Origin of the sequence: Sphingobium sp. DEHP117 (genome assembly GCF_030867385.1) — a bacterium.
Lineage (GTDB): Bacteria > Pseudomonadota > Alphaproteobacteria > Sphingomonadales > Sphingomonadaceae > Sphingobium.
The window spans coordinates 258,946-285,251 of the sequence record NZ_JAPFBJ010000001.1; the positions used below are offsets into that span (position 1 = coordinate 258,946).

The 26,306-nt window shown below is 63.6% G+C and carries 26 protein-coding genes, 1 tRNA gene and 2 pseudogenes; 25 read left to right on the forward strand and 4 right to left on the reverse strand.

Annotation, left to right across the window (positions count from 1 at the left end; all coding sequences use genetic code 11):
- Nucleotides 1–24 precede the first annotated feature (24 nt).
- From OOT33_RS01245 to topA, 12 genes are all read left to right on the forward strand, one after another.
- The gene (locus OOT33_RS01245) at nt 25–1,044 is read left to right on the forward strand and encodes a polysaccharide deacetylase family protein (RefSeq protein ID WP_307748162.1); all 1,020 of its coding nucleotides are present in this window, start codon (nt 25–27) and stop codon (nt 1,042–1,044) included.
- A 43-nt stretch (nt 1,045–1,087) separates the two neighbouring features.
- Nucleotides 1,088–1,164: transfer RNA gene (locus OOT33_RS01250), tRNA-Ile, on the forward strand.
- A gap of 22 nt (nt 1,165–1,186) precedes the next feature.
- The gene (locus OOT33_RS01255; RefSeq protein ID WP_307748163.1) at nt 1,187–1,600 is read left to right on the forward strand and encodes a ketosteroid isomerase-related protein; all 414 of its coding nucleotides are present in this window, start codon (nt 1,187–1,189) and stop codon (nt 1,598–1,600) included.
- A complete protein-coding gene (locus tag OOT33_RS01260; protein ID WP_307748164.1) occupies nt 1,597–2,187 on the forward strand; it encodes a GNAT family N-acetyltransferase in 591 nt (196 codons plus the stop codon). The genes OOT33_RS01255 and OOT33_RS01260 overlap by 4 nt, the downstream gene beginning before the upstream one ends.
- Nucleotides 2,184–3,086 carry a nitrilase-related carbon-nitrogen hydrolase gene (locus tag OOT33_RS01265; protein WP_307748165.1) on the forward strand — a complete coding sequence of 301 codons (903 nt, stop codon included), beginning with the start codon at nt 2,184–2,186 and terminating at the stop codon, nt 3,084–3,086. Before OOT33_RS01260 ends, OOT33_RS01265 begins: the two co-directional genes overlap by 4 nt.
- Nucleotides 3,087–3,167: 81 nt before the next feature.
- On the forward strand, nt 3,168–4,589 hold the full coding sequence (locus OOT33_RS01270; RefSeq protein WP_307748166.1) for a circularly permuted type 2 ATP-grasp protein: 1,422 nt from the start codon (nt 3,168–3,170) through the stop codon (nt 4,587–4,589).
- Nucleotides 4,589–5,536, forward strand: coding sequence for an alpha-E domain-containing protein (locus tag OOT33_RS01275; protein ID WP_307748168.1), 948 nt, complete (start codon nt 4,589–4,591; stop codon nt 5,534–5,536). Before OOT33_RS01270 ends, OOT33_RS01275 begins: the two co-directional genes overlap by 1 nt.
- 35 nt (nt 5,537–5,571) lie before the next feature.
- On the forward strand, nt 5,572–6,378 hold the full coding sequence (locus OOT33_RS01280) for a transglutaminase domain-containing protein (protein WP_307748169.1): 807 nt from the start codon (nt 5,572–5,574) through the stop codon (nt 6,376–6,378).
- A 30-nt stretch (nt 6,379–6,408) separates the two neighbouring features.
- Complete coding sequence (locus OOT33_RS01285; RefSeq protein ID WP_307748170.1) at nt 6,409–7,155, forward strand: proteasome-type protease; 747 nt, start codon at nt 6,409–6,411, stop codon at nt 7,153–7,155.
- A 58-nt stretch (nt 7,156–7,213) separates the two neighbouring features.
- A complete protein-coding gene (gene plsY / locus OOT33_RS01290) occupies nt 7,214–7,810 on the forward strand; it encodes a glycerol-3-phosphate 1-O-acyltransferase PlsY (RefSeq protein ID WP_307748171.1) in 597 nt (198 codons plus the stop codon).
- 3 nt (nt 7,811–7,813) lie between these two features.
- Nucleotides 7,814–8,863, forward strand: coding sequence for a DNA-processing protein DprA (gene dprA, locus OOT33_RS01295; RefSeq protein WP_307748172.1), 1,050 nt, complete (start codon nt 7,814–7,816; stop codon nt 8,861–8,863).
- Between the two features lie 59 nt (nt 8,864–8,922).
- A complete protein-coding gene (topA, locus tag OOT33_RS01300) occupies nt 8,923–11,478 on the forward strand; it encodes a type I DNA topoisomerase (RefSeq protein WP_307748174.1) in 2,556 nt (851 codons plus the stop codon).
- A 6-nt stretch (nt 11,479–11,484) separates the two neighbouring features.
- On the opposite strand, the gene pth is transcribed toward topA, so the two are convergent.
- The 3 genes from pth to OOT33_RS01315 form a co-directional block, all read right to left on the reverse strand.
- Nucleotides 11,485–12,054, reverse strand: coding sequence for an aminoacyl-tRNA hydrolase (pth, locus tag OOT33_RS01305; protein ID WP_307748175.1), 570 nt, complete (start codon nt 12,052–12,054; stop codon nt 11,485–11,487).
- Between the two features lie 111 nt (nt 12,055–12,165).
- Nucleotides 12,166–12,783: a 50S ribosomal protein L25/general stress protein Ctc gene (locus OOT33_RS01310; RefSeq protein ID WP_307748176.1), complete on the reverse strand. Its 618-nt coding sequence runs from the start codon at nt 12,781–12,783 to the stop codon at nt 12,166–12,168.
- Between the two features lie 180 nt (nt 12,784–12,963).
- Nucleotides 12,964–14,217 carry an FAD-dependent oxidoreductase gene (locus OOT33_RS01315; protein WP_307748177.1) on the reverse strand — a complete coding sequence of 418 codons (1,254 nt, stop codon included), beginning with the start codon at nt 14,215–14,217 and terminating at the stop codon, nt 12,964–12,966.
- Nucleotides 14,218–14,519: 302 nt separating this feature from the next.
- On the opposite strand from OOT33_RS01315, the gene eda reads away from it, so the two are divergent.
- The gene (gene eda, locus OOT33_RS01320; RefSeq protein ID WP_307748179.1) at nt 14,520–15,128 is read left to right on the forward strand and encodes a bifunctional 4-hydroxy-2-oxoglutarate aldolase/2-dehydro-3-deoxy-phosphogluconate aldolase; all 609 of its coding nucleotides are present in this window, start codon (nt 14,520–14,522) and stop codon (nt 15,126–15,128) included.
- Nucleotides 15,129–15,269: 141 nt separating this feature from the next.
- Here eda and OOT33_RS01325 read toward each other — a convergent pair whose 3' ends face one another.
- Entirely contained in the window at nt 15,270–16,166 is an 897-nt protein-coding gene (locus OOT33_RS01325) for a LysR substrate-binding domain-containing protein (protein WP_307748180.1), read from the reverse strand.
- A 97-nt stretch (nt 16,167–16,263) separates the two neighbouring features.
- On the opposite strand from OOT33_RS01325, the gene OOT33_RS01330 reads away from it, so the two are divergent.
- From OOT33_RS01330 to OOT33_RS01385, 12 genes and pseudogenes are all read left to right on the forward strand, one after another.
- A complete protein-coding gene (locus OOT33_RS01330; protein ID WP_307748181.1) occupies nt 16,264–17,376 on the forward strand; it encodes an S-(hydroxymethyl)glutathione dehydrogenase/class III alcohol dehydrogenase in 1,113 nt (370 codons plus the stop codon).
- A 30-nt stretch (nt 17,377–17,406) separates the two neighbouring features.
- Complete coding sequence (locus OOT33_RS01335; protein WP_307748182.1) at nt 17,407–17,805, forward strand: VOC family protein; 399 nt, start codon at nt 17,407–17,409, stop codon at nt 17,803–17,805.
- Nucleotides 17,806–17,848: 43 nt separating this feature from the next.
- Nucleotides 17,849–17,968, forward strand: a pseudogene (locus tag OOT33_RS01340) (S-formylglutathione hydrolase); the annotation flags it as partial.
- A gap of 23 nt (nt 17,969–17,991) precedes the next feature.
- Nucleotides 17,992–18,168: pseudogene (locus OOT33_RS01345) on the forward strand (S-(hydroxymethyl)glutathione dehydrogenase); the annotation flags it as partial.
- A 58-nt stretch (nt 18,169–18,226) separates the two neighbouring features.
- On the forward strand, nt 18,227–18,610 hold the full coding sequence (locus OOT33_RS01350; RefSeq protein WP_307748183.1) for a VOC family protein: 384 nt from the start codon (nt 18,227–18,229) through the stop codon (nt 18,608–18,610).
- A gap of 4 nt (nt 18,611–18,614) precedes the next feature.
- On the forward strand, nt 18,615–19,451 hold the full coding sequence (gene fghA / locus OOT33_RS01355) for an S-formylglutathione hydrolase (protein ID WP_307748184.1): 837 nt from the start codon (nt 18,615–18,617) through the stop codon (nt 19,449–19,451).
- Nucleotides 19,452–19,540: 89 nt separating this feature from the next.
- Nucleotides 19,541–20,431 carry a LysR substrate-binding domain-containing protein gene (locus OOT33_RS01360; protein WP_307748185.1) on the forward strand — a complete coding sequence of 297 codons (891 nt, stop codon included), beginning with the start codon at nt 19,541–19,543 and terminating at the stop codon, nt 20,429–20,431.
- 79 nt (nt 20,432–20,510) lie between these two features.
- Nucleotides 20,511–20,936: an NAD(P)H-dependent oxidoreductase subunit E gene (locus tag OOT33_RS01365; RefSeq protein ID WP_307748186.1), complete on the forward strand. Its 426-nt coding sequence runs from the start codon at nt 20,511–20,513 to the stop codon at nt 20,934–20,936.
- On the forward strand, nt 20,933–22,450 hold the full coding sequence (locus OOT33_RS01370) for an NADH-ubiquinone oxidoreductase-F iron-sulfur binding region domain-containing protein (RefSeq protein WP_307748187.1): 1,518 nt from the start codon (nt 20,933–20,935) through the stop codon (nt 22,448–22,450). Before OOT33_RS01365 ends, OOT33_RS01370 begins: the two co-directional genes overlap by 4 nt.
- Nucleotides 22,447–23,259 carry a formate dehydrogenase accessory sulfurtransferase FdhD gene (gene fdhD, locus OOT33_RS01375; protein ID WP_307748188.1) on the forward strand — a complete coding sequence of 271 codons (813 nt, stop codon included), beginning with the start codon at nt 22,447–22,449 and terminating at the stop codon, nt 23,257–23,259. The genes OOT33_RS01370 and fdhD overlap by 4 nt, the downstream gene beginning before the upstream one ends.
- On the forward strand, nt 23,249–26,098 hold the full coding sequence (gene fdhF / locus OOT33_RS01380) for a formate dehydrogenase subunit alpha (protein WP_307748189.1): 2,850 nt from the start codon (nt 23,249–23,251) through the stop codon (nt 26,096–26,098). The genes fdhD and fdhF overlap by 11 nt, the downstream gene beginning before the upstream one ends.
- Before the next feature lie 4 nt (nt 26,099–26,102).
- Nucleotides 26,103–26,303: a formate dehydrogenase subunit delta gene (locus OOT33_RS01385; protein ID WP_307748190.1), complete on the forward strand. Its 201-nt coding sequence runs from the start codon at nt 26,103–26,105 to the stop codon at nt 26,301–26,303.
- The last annotated feature ends 3 nt before the right edge of the window (nt 26,304–26,306 follow it).

Consider the following 26,306-nt stretch of genomic DNA (forward strand, 5'->3'; position numbering starts at 1 on the left):
ATGTTTGTGCTATAGGCGAAAGCTATGATCGCATCCGCCTTCTCGCCGGAAGACTTGCGCGCCCACCCTGCACGGGAGGATTTTGTCACGCTGCCGCCCGAGTTCGGCACGCGGTTCATGCTGGTCGTCGATACCGAGGAAGAGTTTGACTGGGGCGCGCCTTTTGATCGCAACAGCCGCAGCGTTACGGTCTGCGCGGCGATGCGCCGGGGGCAGGAGTATTTCCGCGCGGCTGGCGTGAAGCCACTTTATGTGACCGACTACCCGGTGATCGACGACCCGCAAGCTGGGCCGATGCTGGCCGAGTGGCAGGCACGCGGCGAGGCCGATGTCGGCGCGCATTGCCACCCCTGGGTCAATCCTCCGCACGAGGAGGAAGTGAGCACCGCCAACAGCTTCGCTGGCAACCTGCCCGAAGCGCTCGAGCGCGCCAAGATCACCGCACTGCGCGATCGCATTGCAGAAGTGACGGGCCGCACGCCGCTGGCGTTTCGTGCTGGCCGCTATGGTGTGGGGCCGAATACCGGGCGGATTCTTGCCGATCTTGGCTTTCAGCTCGATACATCGGTGCGGAGTCGCTTCGACTATAGCGCACAGGCGGGGCCGGATTTCTCCGACCTGCCGGTGAAGCCGTGGTACGCGGGGCCCGCGAAGGCGCTGATCGAATTGCCACTTTCCACCGCCTATGCCGGGCCGCTGGGGCGGATGGGCGGCAGGCTCCAAACCTTGATCGAGCGGGGCGGGCTGGCGGCGGGTGTGCTGTCCCGCGCGCGCTTGCTCCAGCGTATCCCGCTGACGCCCGAAGGAGTGAGCGCGGCTGAAGCCATGCGCGGCATCGACGCGTTGCTGGCCGAGGGCGTGCGCTTGCTGATGTTCAGCTTTCACTCGCCTACGCTCGAACCGGGCCATACCCCCTATGTGCGGACGCAGGCGGATCTGACAGCCTTTTATCGCTGGTGGGACAGCGTGCTAAACTATCTTGCGCTGCGCGGGGTTGCTTCCGCCGGGGTGGGCGATGTTCTCGCCGCATGCGGGCCAAGATAGGCTTGCCTTCGGGCATGGCGGCGGCTAATCCCCCGCGCAGGTGGGGCCTGTAGCTCAGTTGGTTAGAGCTGGCCGCTCATAACGGCTAGGTCGCGGGTTCGAGTCCTGCCGGGCCCACCATTTTCCCGACGAGCGAGAGACGATGCCCACCAGCCGCGACCAGACCGACGCCCTGCTTTCCCGCTATTACGCGGCGTTCAACGCAGGAGATCATGAGGCGATGCTCGCCTGCCTCGTGGACGATGTGGCGCACGACATCAATCAGGGTGAACGGCAGACCGGCAAGGACGCCTTCCGCGCCTTCCTCGTTCGGATGGACACGGCCTATGGCGAGCAGCTGAAGGACATTGTGTTGATGACCAGCGCCGATGGCGCGCGCGCGGCCGCCGAGTTTGTGGTGCATGGGGTCTACAAGATTGCCGACGAGGGCCTGCCGCCTGCGCATGGGCAGAATTATGTGCTGCCCGCCGGCGCATTTTTCGAGGTACGAGATGGCCTGATTGCCCGCGTCTCTGTCTATTACAACCTTGCCGACTGGATCGCGCAGGTTTCATGAAGGCGGTCATCCGCACCCTGACGCAAGCGGCCGAGCGGCAGACGGCTTTGCCTGCGCTTGCCAGCTTGAGGATCGAGGTGTTTCGCGAATGGCCCTATCTCTATGACGGGACGGAAGGCTATGAGGCTGACTATCTGACCGAGTTCATGGCCGAGGCGGGATCGGTGCTGGTGGTGGCGGAAGTGGATGGCGCCATTGTTGGCGCGGCAACTGCATCGCCTATGGCCGGGCAGAAGGCGGAGTTTCGCGCGCCGTTCGAGCAGCGAGGCTTCGATACCGGCAGCCTGTTCTACTTCGGCGAATCGGTGTTGAAGGGAGGGTTTCGGGGCTTGGGTATAGGCCACGGTTTCTTCGATGCGCGCGAGGCTGCGGCGCGGGCGGCTGGCGCGAGCGTGGCAACTTTTTGCGCGGTGGTGCGCCCTCAGGACCACCCGCTGCGCCCCGATAGCGCGCGCGATCTGCATCCGTTCTGGCGCGCGCGCGGCTATGCTCCGGTCGATGGCCTGACAGGCAGCTTCGACTGGAAGGACATCGACCAGCCGGGCGAGACAGCGCACCCCATGCAGTTCTGGATGCGCAACCTGTGAGCGCTTTTCGCATCGCCTGCGCGCAATATCCGATCGAGCCGATGACAAGCCTCGGGGAGTGGCAAGAGAAGCTCGCGGGCTGGGTAGCGGAGGCGGCGCTGGGCGGGGCGGCGTTGCTGGTGTTTCCCGAATATGGATCGATGGAGATCGCGGCGAGCGACCCGGCAACGATGGGTGACCTGCATGCCAGCCTGCGCACCGTGATGGCGGCTGGTGATGCGATGGATGCGCATCACGCTGCGCTTGCGGCCACGCATCAGGTCCATATCCTCGGGGCCAGCAGGCCGGTCGCGCTCGATGACGGCCGCATCGTCAACCGCGCGCGCCTGTTCGCGCCCAATGGCCGCAGCGGCTATCAGGACAAGATCGTGATGACCCGGTTCGAGCGCGAGCAATGGGGCATCAGCGGGGGCGATGCGATCCGCGTCTTCAATACCGCGCTCGGCGTTATTGGTGTGTCGATCTGCTACGATGTCGAGTTCCCCCTGATTGCGCGGGCGCAGGCCGAGGCGGGGGCGCGGCTGATCCTAACGCCCTCCTGCACAGATAGCATGCAGGGCTATTGGCGCGTGCGAATCGGTGCGCAGGCCCGCGCGCTGGAGAATCAGGTCTACGTTGCCCAGGCGCCCACGGTCGGCATGGCGTCGTGGTCTCCGGCAGTGGATGAGAACTACGGGTTGGCTGGGTTGTACGGTCCGCCGGTGCTCGATTGCCCGGATGACGGGGTGCTTGCTCTTGGGGTGGAAGGGGATAGCGGCTGGACCATCGGCGCGGTTGATGTGCAGCGCGTGGATGGCTGGCGCGAGCAAGGCGCGGTACGCCCGTTCGCGCATTGGCCGGAGCAGCTATTGAACGCGCCTCCGGCATTACCGCCTGTGGAAACAATCGACCTGCGCTGAGGGTAGGTTCCGCATTCATTTCGCACCTGCAACATAATTCTTGCCAAGTGCCGAATCGCGCGACATCATGTGCGCATGGGGATGGATAAAATCTTCTTCGACGAGATGGTTGACGAGGGCGGTCAGCCTCGTCCCTCCTTCTCAGGCTATTGTGACTGGCTGGCAGAACAGGAACCGGCAAAGCTCCTCAAAAAGGCCTATGAGGCGGAAGACCTGTTCCGCAAAACCGGCATCACCTTTGCCGTCTATGGGCAGGAGGAGGCCGAGGAACGGCTGATCCCGTTCGACATCGTGCCCCGCATTATTGCCGGAGCGGAATGGGCGAAGCTTTCGCGGGGAATCGAGCAGCGCGTCCGGGCGATGAACGCCTTCCTGCATGACATCTATCACCGGCAGGAGATCGTGCGCGCGGGCCGCCTGCCCGAGCATATGGTCAGTGCCAACAGCGCATTTCTGGATCGGATGATCGGCTTCACGCCGCCGGGAGGAGTCTATAGCCACATTGTCGGCGTTGATCTGGTGCGTACCGGCCCGAACGAGTTTTATGCTCTGGAGGACAATGCGCGTACGCCCTCCGGCGTGTCCTACATGCTCGAAAATCGCGAGACGATGATGCGCATGTTCCCGGAGCTGTTCACGCAGATGAAGGTGCGCGAGGTTTCGGATTATCCCAAGCGCCTGCGCCGCTCGCTGTCGGCCTGCGCGCCGCCTGCCTGCAAGGGTGACCCGGTCGTCGCGGTGCTGACGCCGGGCATCTATAACAGCGCCTATTTCGAGCATGCGTTTCTGGCGGACCAGATGGGCGCCGAGCTGGTCGAGGGGCATGATCTGCGCATTGTCGATGGCCGCGTGGCGATGCGAACGACGCAGGGCTATCAGCCGATCGACGTTCTCTATCGCCGGCTTGATGACGATTATCTCGACCCGCTCTCGTTCCTGCCGGACTCCGCGCTGGGTGTGCCGGGGATCATGGACATCTACCTCGCGGGTGGCATCACGATCGCCAATGCGCCCGGCACCGGGATCGTCGATGACAAGGCGATCTATAGCTATGTACCGGATATCGTGCGCTTTTACACCGGCGAGGAGCCGCTGCTTCAGAACGTTCCGACATGGCGCTGCTCGGAGCCGGATTCGCTGAAATATGTGCTGGAGCATTTGGCCGAGCTGGTCGTGAAGGAAGTGCATGGCTCGGGCGGCTATGGCATGCTGGTCGGCCCGGTGGCGAGCAAACGCGAACTGACGGACTTTGCGGCGAAGCTGAAGCGCTCGCCCGCCAAATATATCGCCCAGCCAACGTTGGCGCTTTCAACCGTGCCGATCCTCACCAAGAAGGGATTGGCGCCGCGGCATGTCGACCTGCGACCGTTTGTCCTCGTCTCGCCGGAAAGAATCGACATCACGCCGGGCGGCCTGACCCGCGTGGCGCTCAAGAAAGGCTCGCTGGTCGTTAATTCCAGCCAGGGCGGCGGCACCAAGGACAGCTGGGTGCTGGAGGACTGATGACCACGCTCGGGAAAACCGCTGGCGCGCTGTTCTGGATGTTCCGCTATCTGGAGCGCAGCGAGAATCTGGCGCGCCTGACCGAGGCGGGGCTGCGCATGTCGCTGACGCGCGGTGATACGGCGGTGCAGGAATGGCGCTCTGTTCTTACCACGGTCGGGCTGGCGCAGGCCTATGAAGAGACGGGGCTGGCCTATGAACCCGCCCAGGTGGTGAACTTCCTGCTGCGCGGGCGCAATCAGGGCGGGTCGGTCCTTTCCATGATCGAGAAGGCGCGCGACAACGCCCGCCTCGCCCGCACCGCCATCACCCGCGAGGTGTGGGAGGCGACGAACGAGTGCTTCATCACAACGCGTGACACGATGGCGCGGCCGCTGCGCGAGGCGGACATGCCGCAAGCACTCGGCATGATCCGCCAGCATAGCGCGCTGGTGCGTGGCGCGCTGCACGGCACGATGCTGCGCAACGACATCTACAACTTCGCGCGGCTCGGCACCTTTGTGGAGCGCGCCGATAACACCGCCCGCATCATGGACGTGAAATACTATCTTCTGCTGCCCTCGCTGAGCCATGTGGGCTCCACGCTCGATACGAACCAGTGGGACATGCTGCTGCGCTCGCTCTCGGCCCAGCGCAGCTATCGCTGGCTTAACCCCAATGAGACAAAGGCGATCGACATTGCCCGATTCCTTATCTTTGACGGTCGGTTCCCGCGCTCCATCCTGTTCTGCGCGCTCAAGATCAGCGAGAACCTGAAGTGGCTAGGCTTCGATTATGGTGAGGAAAGGCCCGTGCACACGCAGGCGGTAAAGCTGGCCAAGGACCTCCAGAGCATCAGCGTCGAGCAGATTTTCGAGCGGGGGCTGCATGAGTTTCTGCAGGATTTCATGGCGAGCAACGCCGCGATCGCCTGGCAGATCGAGAAGGACTATCGTTTCACCGAGTAAGGGCATCAGCGAACGGACAAGGGCGCGCGCATTTCATGAAGATCCGCTTTCATCACACCACCGCCTACCATTTTGACCGGCCTGTGCCCTATGGCCTGCAACGGCTGCGCCTGAAGCCCAAGGACAACGCACATCAGAAGGTGGTGGACTGGTCGATGGAGGTGAAGGGTGGGGTGTGCGAGGCGGAGTATGACGATGCCCACCGCAACCATGTTTCGCTGATCCGGGTGGAGGAGGGCGCGCAGACTGTCGAGGTGGTCTGTGCCGGAGAAGTTGAGACGGTTGAGGAGCATCATGGCGTTGTCGGCGCCCATCATGGTTATGCCCCGCTCTGGCTGTTTCGACAGCCGACCCCGCTGACCAGGGCGGGCGCGAGCGTGACGGCGCTGGCGAACAGGGTGCGGGCCGAGGGGCATGAGGGCGAAGTCGCGCTGATGCACGGCCTCAGCAATGCCATAGCCGATGCGGTCGATTACCAGATCGGCAAGACGGACGCGCGAACCTCTGCCGAAGAGGCTATGCAGATCGGCCAGGGCGTGTGCCAGGATCACGCGCATATCTTCATCGGCGCCGCACGGTTGCTGGGAATCCCGGCGCGTTATGTCTCAGGTTATCTTTTCATGGAGGATCGGGTGGAGCAGGAGGCCGGGCACGCCTGGGCCGAGGCATTTCTTGAGGGGCTGGGCTGGGTCGGCTTCGATGTGTCGAACCGTGTCTCCCCCGGCAGGCATTATGTGCGCGTGGCAACGGGGCGGGATTATGCCGATGCCTCGCCAGTGCATGCGATGACTTTCGGCGGCGGGGACTCAAGCATGCTTGTCTCGCTGCGCGTGGATCAGTAGACCAAGGCGGGATAAAGCCGGGGGAGCACGATGACTTATTGCGTAGGCATGCAGCTGGATGCAGGCCTGATCTTCATGTCGGATACGCGGACCAACGCCGGAGTCGACAACATCTCCGTCTTCCGCAAGATGTTCAGCTGGGAGGTGCCGGGCGAGCGCGTCATCACCCTTCTGACCGCAGGCAACCTCGCCACCACCCAGTCGGTCGTCAGCCAGCTGGAGGAGCGCAGCAAGCGCCCCGCCGACCGTCGGCCGTCAATCCTCGAAGCGCCGAGCATGTTTCAGGTCGCGAACATCGTCGGCGAGACTCTGCGCGACACGATCAAGGGCGGGGCAGTGGGCGGCAGCCAGGCCGAGAGCAAGTTCGACGCCACCATCATCCTGGGCGGCCAGATTTTGGGCAGCCCGCCGCGCCTGTTCCTTGTCTATCCCGAAGGCAATTTCATCGAGGCCTCGGCCGATACGCCTTTCTTCCAGAGCGGCGAGACGAAATATGGCCGCCCGATCCTCGTGCGCGCCTATGACGCGGGAATGTCGTTTGCCGAGGCTGCCAAGCTGCTGATGGTGAGCTTTGATTCGACGCTGAAGGCCAATCTTTCGGTCGGCCTGCCGTTCGATCTGCAAGTGGTGCCTGCGGGGGCGTGCCGTGTCGGGTTCGAGACGCGGATATCTGCGGACGACCCTTATTATAACGAGGTTTCGCGCGGCTGGGGCGCGGCGCTGAGGCAGGCATTCAAGTCGCTGCCGGAATATTCAATCCCGCTCGAAAACGAGTGACAAGCGCCTCCGCGCGGCTATGGATGGGCCGAAAGAGGATGCAACGGAGCCTAATCTCATGACCCTGTGGCAGACGCCTGCGTTCATCATGGCGCTTGGCTATTTCCTGGGCTCGATCCCTTTCGGCATCATTCTGACGCGGCTTGGCGGGGCGGGAGACCTGCGCGCCATCGGCTCCGGCAACATCGGCGCGACCAACGTGCTGCGCACCGGGCGCAAGGGGCTGGCGGCGGCGACGTTGCTGCTCGATCTCGGCAAGGGTGCGGCGGCGGTGGCGCTGGGCGAGCTGCTGTTGCCCAATGGCGGCGGGGCGATGGCGGGCGTGATGGCGTTCATCGGCCATTGTTATCCTGTGTGGCTGCGTTTTGCGGGCGGCAAGGGTGTGGCGACGATGATGGGCGTGTGCCTTGCGCTGGCATGGCCGGTTGGGCTAGCTTTTGCCGCTGTCTGGATCGGCATGCTGGGCCTGACGCGAATTTCCTCGGCGGGCGGCATGAGTGCGGCGGTCAGTGCGCCGGTTACGGCCTATTTCACGGGGCGATATGAGCTTGTCATCCCCTGCGCCGCGATGGCTGTGGTGGTGCTGTGGCGGCACCGGGCCAACATATCGCGCCTGATGAAGGGCGAGGAACCGCGCATCGGCGGCAAGAAATAGCGCATGGATCAGGCGCGCTTCGATGCGATCCGGCTGGCGCGCTCGCCCCGCATCGGGCCGGTCACATTCCGGCAGTTGATCGGGCGCTTCGGCAGCGCGAGAGAGGCCTTGCGTGCGCTGCGCGAGGTTGCTGAGGAAGGCGCCATCACCGCAGAGGTCGAGGCGGTAGCGCGGCTGGGCGGAAGGTGGCTCGTCTGGGGAGACGTCGATTATCCTGCGCTGCTCGCCGAGACGGAGGACGCCCCGCCGGTGCTGACCTATCGCGGCGACATCACCTTGGCGGGCCAACGCTGCGTCGCGATGGTCGGCGCGCGCAATGCCTCGGCGGCCGCCTGCCGGTTTGCGCGAGCGTTGGCGCGGGAGCTGGCGGGCGAAGGGCTGGTGATCGTCTCCGGCCTGGCGCGCGGGATCGACACTGCCGCGCATCAGGGGGCAGAGGCGCGCACGGTCGCCGTGATCGCGGGCGGGCTCGACAGCCGCTATCCGCCCGAAAACGCCGCCCTGCAGGAACAGATCGCCGGGGCCGCGCTGCTGATCGCCGAGCAACCGCCCGCCACCGAGCCGAAGGCGCGCTATTTCCCGCATCGAAACCGCGTGATTGCCGGTTTGTCGCGCGCGACGATCGTGGTGGAGGCCGCCCCCAAATCCGGCTCACTCATCACTGCGCGGCTTGCCGGGGAATATGGGCGCGAGGTGCTGGCCGTGCCCGGCTCGCCGCTCGATCCGCGCGCGCAGGGGTGCAATCTGCTGATCCGCGAGGGCGCGACGCTGATCCAGTCCGCCGCCGATGTGCTGGAGGCGCTGAGCAGCCTCGACCCGCGTGCGGGCCGGCGTGCGCCGCAGGTGCCGCTATTCGCCCCGGAAACGCCAGCCGTCGCACCCGCAGACCCTGCTGATATCCTCGCGCTGCTGGGGCCGGTGCCGGTGCCGCTCGATGAGCTGATCCGCCAGTCTGGCCAGCCTTCCGCCGCCGTGCAGATGGCGCTGCTGGAGCTGGAGCTTGCGGGCAGGCTGGAGCGGCATGCGGGCGGCAGGGTCTCGCTTATCGCTTGACGGCCCGGCCCAACCCCCTACATCCTCGCGCGTATACGCGTAAGGAAGCCAACACCCACATGCAGCTCGTCATCGTCGAATCTCCCGCCAAGGCCAAGACCATCGAGAAATATCTGGGCGGCGATTATCATGTTCTTGCGTCTTACGGCCATGTGCGTGACCTGCCGCCGAAGGACGGCTCGGTTGATCCCGACGCCGGGTTCGCGATGGAGTGGGAGAATTACGGCGACAAGGCGCGGCAGCTGAAAGCCATTACGGACGAAGCCAAGAAGGCGGACCGGCTGATCCTTGCGACCGACCCTGATCGCGAGGGTGAGGCGATCAGCTGGCATGTGCTTGAGGTGCTCAAAGCCAAGAAGGCGGTGCCGCAGAATGTCGCGCGTGTGACCTTTAACGCCATCACCAAGCAGGCCGTGACAGAGGCAATGGCCGCCCCGCGTGACCTGGATCATGACCTTATCGACGCCTATCGCGCGCGCCGGGCATTGGATTATTTGGTGGGGTTCACGCTCTCGCCGGTGCTGTGGCGCAAGTTACCGGGCGCGAAGTCCGCAGGCCGGGTGCAGTCGGTCGCGCTGCGGCTGATTGTGGAGCGCGAGCGCGAGATAGAGGCGTTCACGCCTCAGGAATATTGGTCCGTCGCCGCCGAGATGGAGCAGGACGGGCGGACCTTCACCGCGCGGCTGGTCAAGTGGCGCGGCGAGAAAATCGAGCGGTTGACGATCAGCAGGGAAGGCGACGCGATGGCCGCCAAGGCCGATGTCGAGGCGGGGCGTTTCACGGTCGAGAGCGTCGAGACCAAGCCGCTCACCCGCAATCCGCCGCCGCCCTTCACAACCTCCACCTTGCAACAGGAGGCCGCGCGCAAGCTCGGCTTCTCCGCCAGCCACACGATGCGCGTGGCGCAAGGCCTGTATGAGGACGGCGCGATCACCTATATGCGGACCGACGGCGTGCAGATGGACGGCAGCGCCATCTCCGCCGCGCGCAAGGCGATAGCGGAGCGGTTTGACGGTGGTTATCTGCCGGACAAGCCGCGCCAGTATCAGACCAAGGCCAAAAACGCGCAGGAAGCGCACGAGGCGATCCGCCCGACAGATTTCGCCAAGGAGCGCGCAGGCAGCGGCGATCATGCGCGGCTCTATGACCTCATCTTCAAGCGCGCGCTGGCCAGCCAGATGGCCTCCGCGCGGCTGGAACGCACCACGGTCGAGATGCTGGACGGCACCGGTCAGCATGGCCTGCGCGCCACGGGGCAGGTGGTGATCTTCCCCGGCTTCCTCACGCTTTATGAGGAAGGCACCGATGACGATGCGGATGATGACAGCAAGCTGCTGCCGCGCCTCAATGCAGGTGACGCGCCCGCGAAGAAGGCGGTGAGTGCCGAGCAGCACTTTACCCAGCCGCCGCCGCGCTATTCCGAGGCATCGCTGGTTAAGCGCCTCGAAGAACTCGGCATCGGGCGGCCATCGACATACGCGTCGACCATTCAGGTGCTGAAGGACCGGGACTATGTCCGTGTCGAGAAGAACCGCTTCTTCGCAGAGGAGAGCGGGCGGCTGGTCACGGCGTTCCTCGAGCGGTTCTTCGACCGCTATGTGAGCTATGATTTCACCGCCGGGCTGGAGGAAGAGCTGGACGACATCTCCGGCGGGCGGGCGCAGTGGCAGGCCGTGCTCGATGCTTTCTGGCGCGATTTCAAGCCCAAGACGGCGGAAGTGATGGAGCAGAAGCCGTCTGAGGTGACGGCGGCGCTCGACGAATTCCTCGCGCCCATGCTGTTCCCCGACAAGGGCGACGGATCGGACCCGCGCGCCTGCCCGCTATGCGGCGAGGGGCGGTTGTCGCTGCGCGGCGGGCGTTTCGGCGCGTTCATTGCGTGCTCCAACTATCCGGAGTGCAAATTCACCCGCAAGTTCGGCCAGCCGGGCGGCAGCAATGGTGAAGGCGCGGACAGCGGGCCGGAGATACTGGGCAAGCACCCCGAAACCGGCGAGGATATCGTCAAGAAATCAGGGCGTTTCGGGCCTTATGTGGAAATGGGTTCGGGCAAGGACGCCAAGCGGGGATCGATACCCAAGGATCTGCCCGATGGTGAGCTGACCGTCGAATGGGCGACGAAGCTCTTGAGCCTCCCCCGCGAGGTGGGCAATCATCCGGAGACGGGCCTGCCGATCGTCGCCAATCTGGGGCGCTACGGGCCGTATCTGCTGCATGACGGCAAATATGCGCGGCTATCGTCAACCGCCGAAATTTTCGAAACGGGGATGAACGCGGCGGTCGTAAAGCTCGCCGAGGCTGCGACCAAGGGGCCGCGTTCGGGCGGGGCCTCGCGCGAGCCGCTTAAAGTGCTGGGTAAGCATCCGCGCACCGAGGCGGAGATCAAGCTGATGGCGGGGCGCTTCGGCCCATATGTGACTGATGGCACGACCAACGCCACATTGCCCAAGAGCATCGAGCAGGATGCGCTGACGCTGGAAGAGGCCGCGCAGCTGATCGATGCGCGCGCTGCGGCGGCTCCGGCGAAGAAGGGCAAGAAACCGGCAGCCAAGAAGAAAGTCGCGCCCGCCAAGAAAGCGGCGCCGAAGAAAGCTGCGGCAAAGAAGGCGGGTTAAGGCTGACTACTCCGTCAACCGCATCGCGACATCGTTCATAAAGCGGGCGTCATCGTCCGCCGCGAGCCAGCCCGCCTCCGCGCCGATCGCGCCGAGCATATCGGACAGTGCATCGGTCTCGCTCTTGTGATAGTTGGAGAGGACATAGCCGTGGACCCGGTCCTTGTGGCCGGGATGGCCGATGCCGATGCGCACGCGGCGGAACTCCGGGCCGATATGAGCGTCGGTGGAGCGCAGGCCGTTGTGCCCCGCCGTTCCGCCGCCGCGCTTCACCTTCACTTTCATCGGCGCGAGGTCCAGCTCGTCATGAAAGACGGTCACCTCGTACGGGGTGAGCTTATAGAAATCCATTGCGGCGCGAATGGCGCGGCCGCTCTCGTTCATGAAGGTTTCGGGTTTGAGGAGGAGGATCTTTTCTGATCCTATCCGTCCTTCGGCGGCGAGGCCCTGAAACTTCTTGGCCCAGGCTGAAAAACCGTAAAGCCCGGCGATGACGTCAACCGCCATAAAGCCGACATTATGCCGGTGGAGCGCATATTGGCTGCCGGGATTGCCGAGGCCAACCCAGATCTGCATGACTTCACACCCCTCCCCTTCAGGGGAGGGGCTGGGGGTGGGGTCGGCCCACCTCGCATTTCCCCACCCCAACCCCTCCCCTGAAGGGGAGGGGCTAGAAACGGAAGGGGATTACTCCCCTTCGCCCTCGGTCTTGGTGGTGTCGCCTTCCTCGCTCTTGAGCGCGGAGGGGGCAACCACGGTGGCGATCGTGAAATCGCGGTCGGTGATCGCGCTCTTGGCGCCGGCGGGCAGGGTGACGTGGCTGATGTGAATAGAATCGCCAACATCGAAGCCGGACAGATCGATCTTCACCTCATCGGGGATTTCCGCCGCATCGCAGATCAGCTCCAGCTCGTGGCGCACGATGTTGAGCACTCCGCCGCGCTTGATGCCGGGTGCCGAGTCCTCATTGATGAAGTGGACCGGCACGTTGACATGCACGCTTGCGTGCTCGCCTACGCGCAGGAAGTCCGCGTGCAGCGGACGATCTGTGACGGGGTGGAACTCGACATCCTTGGGAAGCGTGCGGACAGCCTTGCCGCCCACTTCGACCATGACGACCGAGTTGAAGAAATGGCCGGTGCCGAGCAGCTTGTTCAGCAGCTTTTCCTCGACGTGAACCAGGGTCGGTTCTTCATTATTTCCGTAAATGACGGCGGGTACGCGGCCCTCGCGGCGGAGAGCGCGGGAGGCTCCCTTGCCAGCCCGATCGCGTGCCTCGGCCGACAGCGTAAGCACATCGCTCATTGCATGTCTCCAAGTGTTGGTTGCATTCGACCCGCCACGCCTCCAGGGATGACCATGACGGGAAGGCGCGCCATTAGCAGAAACGCACGGGAAAGCAAGTATCAGTCTTTGCGTCGGGTCAGCCGCTTTGGGAGGCGAGCGTGTACTGCGCCTCCCGTCACCGCATACCGATCTCGACCGCTACGACGTAGCGGCGGGCGCTCCACCGGCCACCATGTCTTTCAGCGGGATGGTCGCGTCGGCCAGTTGTTCCGCTGGCAGCGATATCCCGCCCGCCACCAGTGCGCGGCCCTGAACGTAATCCTTCACGGCGTTCACGCAATCGAGCGCGATTACCTTTCCGGCTCTCAGATAAATGATGCTGAACGAGCGGCTGGCGGGATCGCCGCGCGTGACCGTCTGGTCGAAACCTGTGGAGAGTCCGACGGTCTGCAGCCTCAGGTCATATTGGTTCGACCAGAACCACGGCACCGCATGATAGGGCTGAAGCGTGCCGGTGATCGCCTTGGCGGCGGTGGTCGCCTGATCGTTAGCATTCTGTACCGATTCAAGGCGGATGCGCGCGCCCTCGGCGAAGGCATTGGTGTGGGCCGCGCAGTCGCCAATGGCGTAAATATCGGGCAGCGAGGTGCGGCAATATTCGTCGACATCAACGCCGTTGGCCCCGGCTGCACCGGCGGCAATCAGCGGCTCGACAGCCGGGATGATGCCAATGCCCACGATCACCATCTCGCAGTCGATAACCGTGCCGTCCGCGAGCCGGACTCCGCAGGCGGCCCCGTCGCGCTCCACGATGCACTCCACCATGGCGCCCAGGCGTACATCGACGCCGTGGGCGCGATGCTCCGCTTCGTAAAAACGGGCCAAGTCCTCGCCCGCCACCCGCGCCAGCACACGGGGCAGCGCCTCCAGCAGCGTAACCTGCTTGCCGAATTTGCTCAGCACCGCCGCCGCCTCGAGTCCGATATAACCGCCGCCGATCACCACTGCGCGCGTCACGCCGTCAAGCTCACCCATCATGCGGTCGACGTCGGCGCGCGTGCGCACGACATGGACCCCGGCGAGATCATGGCCGGGGCAGGTGAGGCGCCGCGGGCTGCCGCCGGTCGCCCAGATCATGCTGCCATAGCCGATCTGTCCGCCGTCCGACGTGGTGAGGGTGTGCGCGGCAGCATCTACCGAAACGACGCGCCGACCGAGCAGCATCGTCACGTCTTTTTCGGCCCAGAAGCTTGCCGGACGAATCAGAATGCGCTCGAATTCCTTTTCGCGGGCGAAATAATCCTTGGAGAGCGGCGGGCGCTCATAAGGCAGTTCCGGTTCATCGCCGATGATGGCGATCGTGCCCTCGAACTTGCCCTGACGCAGTGCTACCGCCGCCTGCGCGCCGCCATGGCCTGCGCCTACGATCACTATGTCGAAATTCTCTGCCAAGTTTATGCCTTTCCGGTATTATGACGGTCGTACGACCGCCATTGCTCCCTAAACCTTGTCGGGCCGGAGGCCGGGCGCTTTGCTACCGCAAACTCCCTATAAACCCCCACACTGCTTTTTTCTGCTATCGCCCGCGCTGCCGTGGGCAGCGGGGGGCGTATACAGTGCAGGAGGGAGGCGGGCAAGATCAAGCGAGATGCTGTGCATCAAGCTCTCTTTTAACGCTATGGAATATAATCCCATTGCTCCTTGGTGGTGGCGCCGGTATGCCCGGCGCCGACTTTTGCAGGAGAAGCGCTTATATGAAGCCCGTCGAGCACATCATGCGGATGGCGCCCGTTATCCCGGTCCTTGTGATCGAGGATGCAGCCCATGCGCAGCCGATCGCGCAGGCGTTGGTGGCAGGCGGGCTGCGCGTGCTGGAGGTGACGCTGCGTACGCCGTGTGCGCTCGATGTCATCCGCGAGATGAAGAAGGTCGAGGGCGCAATAGTCGGCGCCGGCACCGTCATTGACGAACGGACGCTTGATCAGGCTATTGACGCGGGTGCGGAATTCATCGTGGCGCCCGGCCTTACCGATCGGCTTGGGAAGGCGGCGATCGAGCGGGCGATAGCTTTTCTGCCAGGAGTGGTGACGGCGGGAGAGTTGATGCGTGGCCTGGACCTTGGCCTCGAGCATTTCAAATTCTTCCCTGCAGAGACCAGCGGCGGGCTGGCGGCCCTCAAGGCGCTGTGCGGGCCGTTCGGGCAGGTGAAATTCTGTCCCACCGGCGGCATCCGGCTGGAAAGCGCCCCGCAATGGCTGGCGCACGATCAGGTGCTTTGCGTCGGCGGCAGCTGGCTGGTACCTGCCGGTGTCCCGGATATCGCAAAGATAGAAGCGGAAGCCCGCAAGGCGGCCGCTCTCTAAGGCAGATCGACATTCAGATGATGAGGTGACGAGAATGTCGGTTTTCCGTGACCCGGAGCGCAGCGTACTCAAATGTACGTGAGCACCGAAGCGCAGAAAATAGCGCTTTGCAGGCCTATATGGACTGAATCCCCGCAGCCCCTAGAATATCTCCGTTGGTCGCTTGATTACCTCTCCCAGTTCCTGTCTCAGCCGCTCGATGACGAGCCGGATCTTGGGCAGCAGGTGCCGGTGCTGGGGATAGACTGCCCAGATCGGCTCGTCATTGGTCTGATAGTCGCTCAACACAACCGCGACCTTGCCGCTGTCGAGATGGGGCAGCACATAGAACTCCGGCAGCTGGCAGACCCCCATGCCCGCGAGGCACGCCTCCATCACCGCGTAGCCGCTGTTGCAGCGAAAGCGTCCCTTGGGCCGGTGGATGATGTCCTTGCCATCAACCCGGAAGCGCCAGGTGGAGCTGCTGCCCTCCAGGCAATTATGCTGGGCGAGGTCCTGCACCGTGCGCAGCGGCGACGCTTCGGCTAGATAGGCGGGCGAAGCGCAGGTATAAAGCGTGCGCGAGGCGACGCGTGTCGCGATAAGGCGGGAGTCGGCAAGGTTTCCTGTGCGGATCGCGAGGTCAAAGCCCTCGGCGATCAGATCGACCACCCGGTTCGACAGATTGATGGAAATGCTGAGCTGGGGGTACAGCATCGCCATGTCCCGCAGGATCGGCGCGATGAACCGCTCACCCATCGCGGTCGAACACGTCACGCGCAGATCGCCATGGGGCTCCCCCTGCTCGTTGATGAGGGCGATGGCTTCGTCGCGCTCGCGGATGATCCGCTCGCAATATTCAAGGAAAACCCGGCCGGTGTCAGTGAGCCGAACGGTGCGTGTGGTCCGGTGGAACAGCAACGCCTGCACGCGGCGCTCCAGCGCCATGATCGAGCGGCTGACATGGGTGGGGGAGACGCCGAGTGCGCGCGCACCGCCGCCGAAGGAGCCTGCTTGGGCGACCGCTACAAATTCCTCAATACCTGCCCAGTTGGACATTTATTATCTACACTCCTGGAATAATGAATTGCATAATAGCCTCATTATCACACAATTGGCGGCGTGCTAGTAGCCGCGCGAATATGGAGGAGACCCTATGAAGACCCGTGCAGCCGTTGCCTTCGAGGCGAAGAAGCCGTTGGAAATCGTCGAGCTGGATCTCGAAGGTCCGAAGGCTGGCGAGGTTCTGGTCGAGATCATGGCGACGGGCGTCTGCCACACTGATGCCTATACGCTCGACGGGTTTGACAGCGAAGGTATCTTCCCCTCGATTCTCGGGCATGAAGGCGCCGGGATTGTCCGCGAGGTTGGAGCGGGCGTAACCTCCGTCAAGCCCGGCGACCATGTGATCCCGCTCTACACGCCGGAATGCCGCCAGTGCAAAAGCTGCCTGTCTGGTAAGACCAACCTCTGCACCGCGATCCGCGCGACGCAAGGCAAGGGCCTGATGCCGGATGGCACCAGCCGCTTTTCCTACAAGGGCCAGCAGATTTATCACTATATGGGCTGCAGCACCTTCAGCAACTTCACTGTGCTGCCCGAGATTGCAGTGGCGAAGATCCGGGAGGACGCGCCTTTCCAGTCGAGCTGCTATATCGGCTGCGGCGTGACGACCGGCGTCGGCGCAGTCATCAACACTGCCAAGGTGCAGGTGGGTGACAATGTTGTTGTCTTCGGCCTGGGCGGCATCGGGCTCAATGTGTTGCAGGGCGCGCGGCTGGCGGGCGCGAACAAGATCATCGGCGTCGATATCAATCCCGATCGCGAGGAATGGGGCCGCAAGTTCGGCATGACCGACTTCCTCAATTCCAAGGGCATGAGCCGGGAGGACGTGGTCGCCAAGGTCGTCGAACTGACGGACGGCGGGGCGGACTACACCTTCGACGCAACCGGCAACACCGAGGTGATGCGCACCGCTCTCGAAGCCTGCCATCGCGGCTGGGGCACCAGCATCATCATCGGCGTAGCGGAAGCGGGCAAGGAAATCGCCACCCGTCCGTTCCAGCTCGTCACCGGCCGTAACTGGCGCGGCACCGCGTTCGGCGGAGCGAAGGGCCGCACCGACGTTCCCAAGATCGTCGACATGTACATGACGGGCAAGATCGAGATCGACCCGATGATCACGCACGTCATGGGCCTTGAAGAGATCAACACCGCGTTCGAGCTGATGCATGCTGGCAAGAGCATCCGCAGCGTCGTCGTGTTCTAACTGAATTTTTACACTGGGGGAGACTGAACTATGGCTGATCCGGTAATTTCGGGAAATGACGTTTTTTCGCATACCTGCGTGGGCGCGAGCGACCTCGCCGCTTCGACGAAATTTTATGATGCGGCGCTCGGTGCGCTGGGCATCAAGAATATGGGTCCGTTTGGCGACGCCTGCTTCCTTTATGGCAAGGACAAGCCCGCTTTTCTCGTGCTGAAGCCGGGCAATGGCGAGGCGCCCTCGGGCAACGGGGTGACGGTGGGCTTCGCCGCCGCGAGTGCGGCCGAGGTTGATGCTTTCTACGCCGCTGGCCTCGCGGCGGGCGGCACCGATGAGGGTGCAGCCGGTCCGCGCGGCCATCTGCCAGGCGCCTATGCCGGGTACCTGCGCGACCCCGCAGGAAACAAGATCTGCGCCTACGCATTCGTCTGAAAGGCGGCAAGGAACCTGTGCGGCAATGATGGAACAAGCGAGCGTTGCGCCCGATACGTCGCCGTGCGGCGAACGCGTGGCTGATGAACCGGAGCGTGCATATCACTTCGGCCTCGGCGCGGGATTCTACGTCAATGCCGCGCAGGAGCCATTCGCGCGATATGGATCGGCAGGCATCACCGGGAGAGTACGTTCGGCGGGGCAAAGGGCCTCACCGAAGCTCCCAAGATCGTCGACATGTACATGACGGGCAAGATCGAGATCGACCCGATGATCACGCATGTCATGGGCCTTGAAGAGATCAACACCGCGTTCGAATTGATGCATGCTGGCAAGAGCATAAGAAGTGTGGCTGTGTATTGACCTCACCTGTCCGGCGGTCCAAAGCCCAACGCGCAAGGATGGAGAGGGAGACATTCATATGTATAGCCACAATATGGTCGGTTCGAACGACATAGCGCGTTCGAAGCAATTTTACGACGCGCTGTTTGGCGCGATCGGCGGCAATCCCGCGTTTGTCGACGACAAGAATCGCCTGGTTTATCTTCACAAGGGTGGCAGTTTTATTGTCACCACGCCCATTGACGGTAAACCGGCGACTGCGGGTAACGGATGCACCGTGGGGTTTGCGATGGACTCGCCCGAGCAGGTGGATGCCTGGCACAAGGCAGGTACCGAAAACGGTGGTACGGCAATCGAAGATCCGCCGGGCGTGCGGCAGGCGGCGTTCGGCAACCTCTACCTCGCCTATTTGCGTGACCCGGACGGCAACAAGCTGTGCGCCTTGTATAGCATGCCTGGCTGATTCCATGCAGGTCAGCGCCAACCGCAGTCACGGCGGCACACAGGGAGTCTATACACATCAGAGCGCGGTCACCGGCACCTCGATGACTTTCTCTGTGTTCGTGCCGGATCATGCGCCCGGCGCGAAGATGCCGGTGCTATGGTATCTGTCGGGGCTGACGTGCACACACGCCAACGTTACCGAAAAGGGTGAATTCCGTGCTGCCTGCGCGCGGCACGGGATCATTTTCGTTGCGCCCGATACCTCGCCTCGCGGTGAAGGCGTGGCTGATGACCCGGAAGGCGCATATGACTTCGGCCTCGGCGCGGGATTCTACGTCAACGCCACGCAGGAGCCGTTCGCGCGGCATTATCGCATGCGTGACTATATTGAGCAGGAACTGCCCGCGCTGATCGCCGAGGAGTTTCCGGTCGATATGGATCGGCAGGGCATCACCGGTCATTCGATGGGCGGGCATGGTGCGTTGACCATAGCCCTGCGCAATCCGGGGCGTTTCAGGTCAACCTCAGCCTTTTCTCCGATCGTCGCGCCAATGCAGTGCCCCTGGGGGCACAAGGCGCTGGGTGGCTATCTGGGGCCAGATCGAGACGCCTGGGCCGACTATGATGCGTGCGCGTTGATCGATAGCGGTGCGCGGCTGCCGGATCTCTTGGTTGACCAGGGAGATGCGGACAACTTCCTGGCAGAACAGTTGAAGACGCATCTGCTGCAAGAAGCCTGCGCGCGTGCAGGCCAGCCCGCGACCATCCGCATGCAGCCCGGATATGACCACAGTTATTATTTCATCTCGACCTTCATGGCCGATCATATCGACTGGCATGCCTCTCGTCTGAAAAAGTGATACATACCCTTCGCGAGCGAGAACATAAATAAGCGCTTGCGGACCCCCTTCCTTCCATCGAAGACGGGGGCGGGAAGGCAGACTATCCAATGCAGTTCAGATACCTCCGCTACTTCGTCACTCTGGCGCATACCCGGCATTTCGCCAGGGCGGCCAGTGCCTGCGGCGTATCCCAGCCCACGCTGTCGGCCGGGCTGAACGCGCTGGAGCAGGAACTGGGCAAAAGGTTGGTGGAGCGGGACAGGAGGTTCATCGGCCTGACCCGGCACGGCGAGGCGATACTTCCCTGGGCGCAGCAGATCGTAGGCGCGCTCGCCAGCATGAATCAGGCAATCTCGGTCAGCAGTGCGCATCTGGAAGGCGAGATCACTCTGGCGGCTATCCCCGCCGCGCTGCCATATGTAGGGATATTGGGAGACGCGCTGCTCAAGCGGTTTCCCGGCATCTCCCTCACCGTCCAGTCAGGCACCTCGCGCGACATCGAAAGGCGGTTGCGCGCATTCGAGGTCGACGCCGGGTTGACCTATCTCGATCATGAGCCACTCACCAACATGCTCTCCATCCCGCTATATGGCGAACGGTTCGTTTTCGTCGCCAGTCGGTCCGAGGTGCTGGAGGGACGCGACAGCATTTCCTGGCAGGAGGCAGCGCGCTATCCCTTGTGCCTGCTCCACCAGGGCATGCAATTTCGCCGCATCCTTGATGCCCGCCTCTCGCAACTGGGTCTGACGGCCGCTCCGCGCGTCAATGCCGACAGCAATGTCTCGCTGCTTGCGCTGGTCAAAGAGGCCTCGTTCGCGACCATTGTTCCTGACGGCTATGCCAATCTGTTGTCGGGGTTGGATTGGGCGGTTTTCCTGCCATTCGAGGAACCGGACGATCTTCAGCGGGTAGGCGTTGTGGCGGTCGACCGCGAGCCCTTGTCGCCTCTGGTTTCCGCGATTCTGAGTGTCGCAAACTCTCTCGCCACCGCTGAATGAAAGACGCGTGATAGACAATGTCTATTAATGATTTGACTTTTCTATTTGACTGAAGGGGCCGATGTGAGAACATCGGCCGATGGCAAACACTCAGGATTTGGCGCAGCTGATTGCCGCTCATGCAGGAGAGGAAGGCGCGTTGCTCCCCATCCTGCATGATGTGCAGCACGCCTTCGGTTGCGTGGATGGGGAGGCGGAGGCAGCGATAGCGCAGGCGCTGAACCTTTCCCGCGCTGAAGTGCACGGCGTGGTGAGCTTCTATCACGATTTTACCTCGAGCAACGACCCACGCCCGCATATCGAGCTGTGTCGTGCGGAAGCCTGCAAGGCGCGCGGGGTGGAAGCGCTTGTGGACGCGGCACAGGCTGCTGCGGGCGAGCGCGTGCAACTGAAGACCGTCTATTGCCTCGGCCTGTGCAGCGTCGGCCCCGCTGCGCGCGTGGGCGACGCGCTGCATGCCCGGCTGGATGAGGCGGCGCTGGTCGCTTTGGTGGAGCAGGCATGAACCAGATCGTACGGATTTCGGACGACGCACTCAGCATAGCGTGCGGCGCCGACGCGGTCGTGGAGGCTTTTGAAGCTGCGGGATGCGCGGTGGAACGGGTATCGAGCTGGGGCATGCACTGGCTCGAGCCCTTGGTCGAGATTGACGGCATCGGCTATGGCCCGGCGACACCCGCCGATGTCCCGGCGATGCTGGACGGCACCAGCGCCAAGAGCATCGGCAAGATATCGGAGCATCCCTTCATCGCTCGGCAGCAGCGGCTGACCTTTGCGCGCGCGGGCAAGACACGGCCCTTGAGCGTTGAGGACTATGCCGCCACCGGCGGCTGGGTTGGCCTTAATCGTGCCCGTTCGCTGGAGCCGGCGCAGGTGATCGCCGAAGTCCTGCAAAGCGGCCTGCGCGGACGCGGGGGGGCGGGTTTTCCGGCGGGTATCAAATGGAAAACCGTGGCCGAGGCGGCGGGGGCGCGCAAATATATCGTCTGCAACGCGGACGAGGGCGACAGCGGCACCTTCGCCGACCGGATGCTGATGGAGGGAGACCCGTTTCAGCTGATCGAGGGCATGGCTATTGCCGCCTATGCGGTTGGCGCCCAGCAGGGGTATGTCTACGTCCGCAGCGAATATCCCCACGCCATCGCCAAGTTGAATGCCGCGATTGAGCTGGCGGCGGGCATCATCGCGCCCTTCAGGATCGAGGTGCGCGTCGGGGCGGGCGCTTATGTCTGCGGTGAAGAGACCTCGCTCCTGAATTCCCTTGAGGGCAAGCGCGGCGAGGTGCGTGCCAAGCCGCCGCTGCCCGCGTTGCAGGGGCTTTTCGGTTGTCCGACGGTGGTCAACAATGTGCTGACGCTCGCGGCAGTGCCACACATCCTGACCGAGGGCGGCGTGAGCCTGTATGACAGTCTGGGCGTCGATCGCTCCAAGGGTACGATGCCGATCCAACTCGCGGGCAACATCAAGCATGGCGGGCTGTATGAAATCGCGTTCGGCATCACGTTGAACGAGTTGATTTACGACATAGGCGGCGGCAGTGCTTCCGGTCGCCCGGTAAAGGCGGTGCAGGTCGGCGGGCCGCTGGGTGCCTATATACCGCCGCAGCAGTTTGACCTGCGCTTCGCATATGAAGACTATGCGCAGGCTGATGCGTTGATCGGCCATGCAGGCATCGTGGTATTCGATGAGAGCGCCGATATGGGCAACATGGCGCGCTTTGCGATGGAATTCTGCGCGGCGGAAAGTTGCGGCAAATGCACGCCCTGCCGCATTGGCTCGACCCGGGGCGTGGAGCTGATCGACCGGATCAGGGAAGGGGGCAGGGGCATCGATGCGGTCGAGCTGCTGCCGCAGATGCATAATGCCCGCAAGACCCAGCGCAGCACCGAGGAGGACATCGCCCTGCTCGAGGATCTGTGCGAGACGATGAAGTTCGGCTCGCTATGCGCGCTAGGCGGATTCACGCCCTATCCGGTGCTTTCGGCCCTGAGGCATTGGCCCGAGGATTTTCGGCGGTGACAGAGGGCACCACCAGCATCGCGACGCGACGCAGCGCCTATGGCGATGCGCTTGAGCAAGGCGAGCGTGCCATCCCCGTCGAGGCGCCGGTGGCGATCGAGATCAACGGCGTAGTCTATGCCGTGATGATGGCTACACCTACGGATCTGGACGATTTTGTCATAGGGTTCATCCTGTCCGAGGGGTTGGCCAACGCGGGCGAGATCGGGCCGGTGGAACTGGTGCGGGTTGCAGACGGCGAGGGAGTGGTCGCGCGGGTCAACCTGCCTGCTGACCGGGCGGCGCCGATCATGGAGCGTGCACGCAGGCGGCTGGGTGACAGCAGTTGCGGACTGTGCGGGGTGGAGAGCATCGAAGCGGCGCTGCGCCCGCTGCCCAAGCTGGCCACACCTTCGACCGCGACACCGCAGGCGATCCGCAAGGCGCTGGCTGCTCTGGACGAAGCTCAGCCCCTGAACGCGCTCACCTCCGCCACCCATGCCGCCGCCTTTGCGCGGGTGGACGGCGCGCTGGTGGCCGTGCGCGAGGACGTGGGCCGCCACAACGCGCTGGACAAGCTGATCGGCGCGCTTGCGCGCGCGGGCGAGGATGCCTCACGCGGTTTCATTGTGATGACTTCGCGCTGCTCCTACGAGCTGGTCGAAAAGGCGGTGCGGGCGCGTTGCCCATTGCTGGTGACCATCTCTGCACCAACCGACCTTGCGGTGCGCCGGGCCGAGGCCGTCGGACTGGCCCTCGCCGTAGTCGCACGCAACGATACTATGCTATGGGTAACAGGCCCGGAGATGGAGGCCGCATATGGGCTATGAACCGCAGGCTGATTTCGGTACGCCGGAAGTCCTCGCTGAAACGATAGTGACGCTGACGATAGACGGGCGCGCCATAAGCGTTCCGGCGGGCACGAGCGTGATGCGCGCGGCGGCGGAAAGCGGCGGCTCCATCCCCAAGCTTTGTGCCAGCGATAATCTTGCCGCATTCGGCTCCTGCCGCCTGTGCCTCGTTGAGGTGGACGGCATGCGCGGCACGCCCGCAAGCTGCACCACGCCGGTAGCGGAGGGCATGGTGGTTCACACCCAGACGCCCCGGCTGCAAAAACTGCGCAAGGGTGTGATGGAGCTGTATATCTCAGACCATCCGCTCGATTGTCTGACATGCAGCGCCAACAACGACTGCGAGCTTCAGGATACGGCTGCGCAGGTCGGCCTGCGCGATGTGCGCTATGGCTATGACGGCGCGAACCATATGGGTCTGGGCGTTGACAGCTCCAACCCCTATTTCGATTTTGACCCGTCGAAGTGTATTGCCTGCTCGCGCTGCGTGCGCGCGTGTGACGAGGTGCAGGGCACGCTTGCGCTGACTATGGACGGGCGCGGTTTTGCCAGCACCATCAGCGCGGGGCAGAGCAGCGATAACTTCCTCTCCAGCGAATGTGTCTCCTGCGGCGCCTGCGTTCAGGCCTGCCCGACGGCGACCTTGCAGGAAAAGGCGGTGAAGGAAATCGGCAAGCCGGAACGCGCTGTCGTCACCACCTGCGCCTATTGCGGGGTCGGCTGCACCTTCCGCGCCGAGATGCGTGGCGAGCAATTGGTGCGCATGGTGCCGTGGAAGGATGGCAAGGCAAATCGCGGACATAGCTGCGTCAAGGGGCGCTTTGCCTGGGGCTATGCCCATCACAAGGACCGCATCACCAGCCCGATGATCCGCGAGAGCATCGACCAGCCGTGGCGCGAGGTGAGCTGGGACGAAGCGCTGAGCCACACCGCCGCGCGGCTGAAGGAAATCAAGGCGCAGCACGGCGCGCGGGCGCTGGGCGGCATCACCTCCAGCCGGTGCACCAATGAGGAAACCTTCCTCGTGCAAAAGCTGGTCCGCGCGGGCTTCGGCAGCAACAATGTCGATACCTGCGCGCGCGTGTGCCACTCGCCCACCGGCTATGGTCTCAAGACAACCTTCGGCACGTCTGCGGGCACGCAGGATTTCGACAGCGTGATGGATGCTGACGTCATTCTGTTGATTGGCGCGAACCCGACGGACGCGCATCCTGTCTTCGCCAGCCGCATGAAGCGACGGCTGCGGCAGGGAGCAAAGCTGATCGTCATCGACCCGCGCCGGATCGATCTCGTGCGTTCGCCCCATGTCGAGGCCGCGCATCATCTGCCGCTGCAGCCGGGCACCAATGTCGCGGTGCTGACTGCCATGGCCCATGTGATCGTGACCGAAGGGCTGGCAGACGAGGCGTTCATCCGCGAGCGGTGCGATTGGGATGAATATCAGGACTGGGCCGCGTTCGTCGCTGACGAGCGCCACAGTCCCGAGGTGCTGGAGGCTGTCACGCGAGTCCCCGCTGCAGACCTGCGCGCGGCCGCGCGGCTCTATGCTACTGGAGGCAACGGCGCGATCTATTACGGTCTCGGTGTGACCGAGCATAGCCAGGGCAGCTCAACTGTGATGGCGATCGCCAATCTCGCGATGGCGACCGGCAATATCGGCCGCCGGGGCGTCGGCGTGAACCCGTTGCGTGGCCAGAACAATGTGCAGGGCGCCTGCGACATGGGCAGCTTCCCGCACGAGCTCTCCGGCTATCGCCATATTTCAGACGGCACCACCCGCGCTCTGTTCGAGGCGGACTGGGGCGTAAGCCTAGACCCCGATCCGGGCCTGCGCATCCCGAACATGCTCGATGCCGCGGTGGATGGCAGCTTCCGCGCGCTTTATGTGCAGGGCGAGGACATCCTGCAATCCGATCCCAACACCCACCATGTCGCTGCGGGTTTGAAGGCGATGGACCTCGTGATCGTCCACGACCTGTTCCTGAACGAGACGGCCAACTACGCGCATGTGTTCTTGCCCGGATCTACGTTTCTCGAAAAGGACGGCACTTTCACCAATGCCGAGCGGCGCATCCAGCTCGTGCGCAAGGTGATGGAACCGGCCAATGGCATGTCGGACTGGGAGGTTACGCAGGCGCTGGCCAACGCGATGGGACTGGGCTGGAGTTATTCCCACCCGAGCGAGATCATGGATGAGATCGCCCGCCTTACGCCGACTTTCGCTGGCGTATCCTTCGCGCGGCTGGAGGAGGCGGGTTCGCTGCAATGGCCGGTGAACGCCGCGCATCCGGACGGCAGCCCGATCATGCATGAGGATGGTTTCGTGCGCGGCAAGGGGCGTTTTGTCGTGACGGACTATGTGCCGACTGACGAGCGCACCGGCCCGCGCTATCCGCTGTTGCTCACCACAGGGCGGATCCTCTCGCAATATAATGTAGGCGCGCAGACCCGGCGAACCGAGAACAGCATCTGGCATGAAGAAGACGTGCTCGAGATCCATCCGACGGATGCCGAGAATCGCGGTCTTGCGAGCGGCGACTGGGTCCGCCTCGCGAGCCGCACCGGCGAGACGACGTTGCGCGCGCTGGTGACCGACCGGGTCGCACCCGGCGTCGTTTACACGACTTTCCACCATCCGGGCACGCAGGCCAATGTCGTTACCACCGATTATTCGGACTGGGCCACGAACTGCCCGGAATATAAGGTGACGGCGGTGCAGGTTGCGCCATCCAACGGCCCGTCGGAGTGGCAGCGGGACTATGATGCGCAGGCGCGTCAGTCACGGCGTATCGCCGGTCATGCCGAGGCCGCGGAGTGAGCGCATGAACGTTGACACGCTCGTGATGATGGCGAACCAGATCGCGCGCAACGTGCCGGTGCGCGGCGATGAAGCAGCGATCGCCGCAACCGCCGCGCATATCCGCGAGTTCTGGGAACCGCGCATGATCGGCGCATTGCGAGCTGCGCGGCCGGATACGCTCAATGCGGTTGCCCGCGCGGCGCTCGCGCGGCTGGAGCGATAGTTG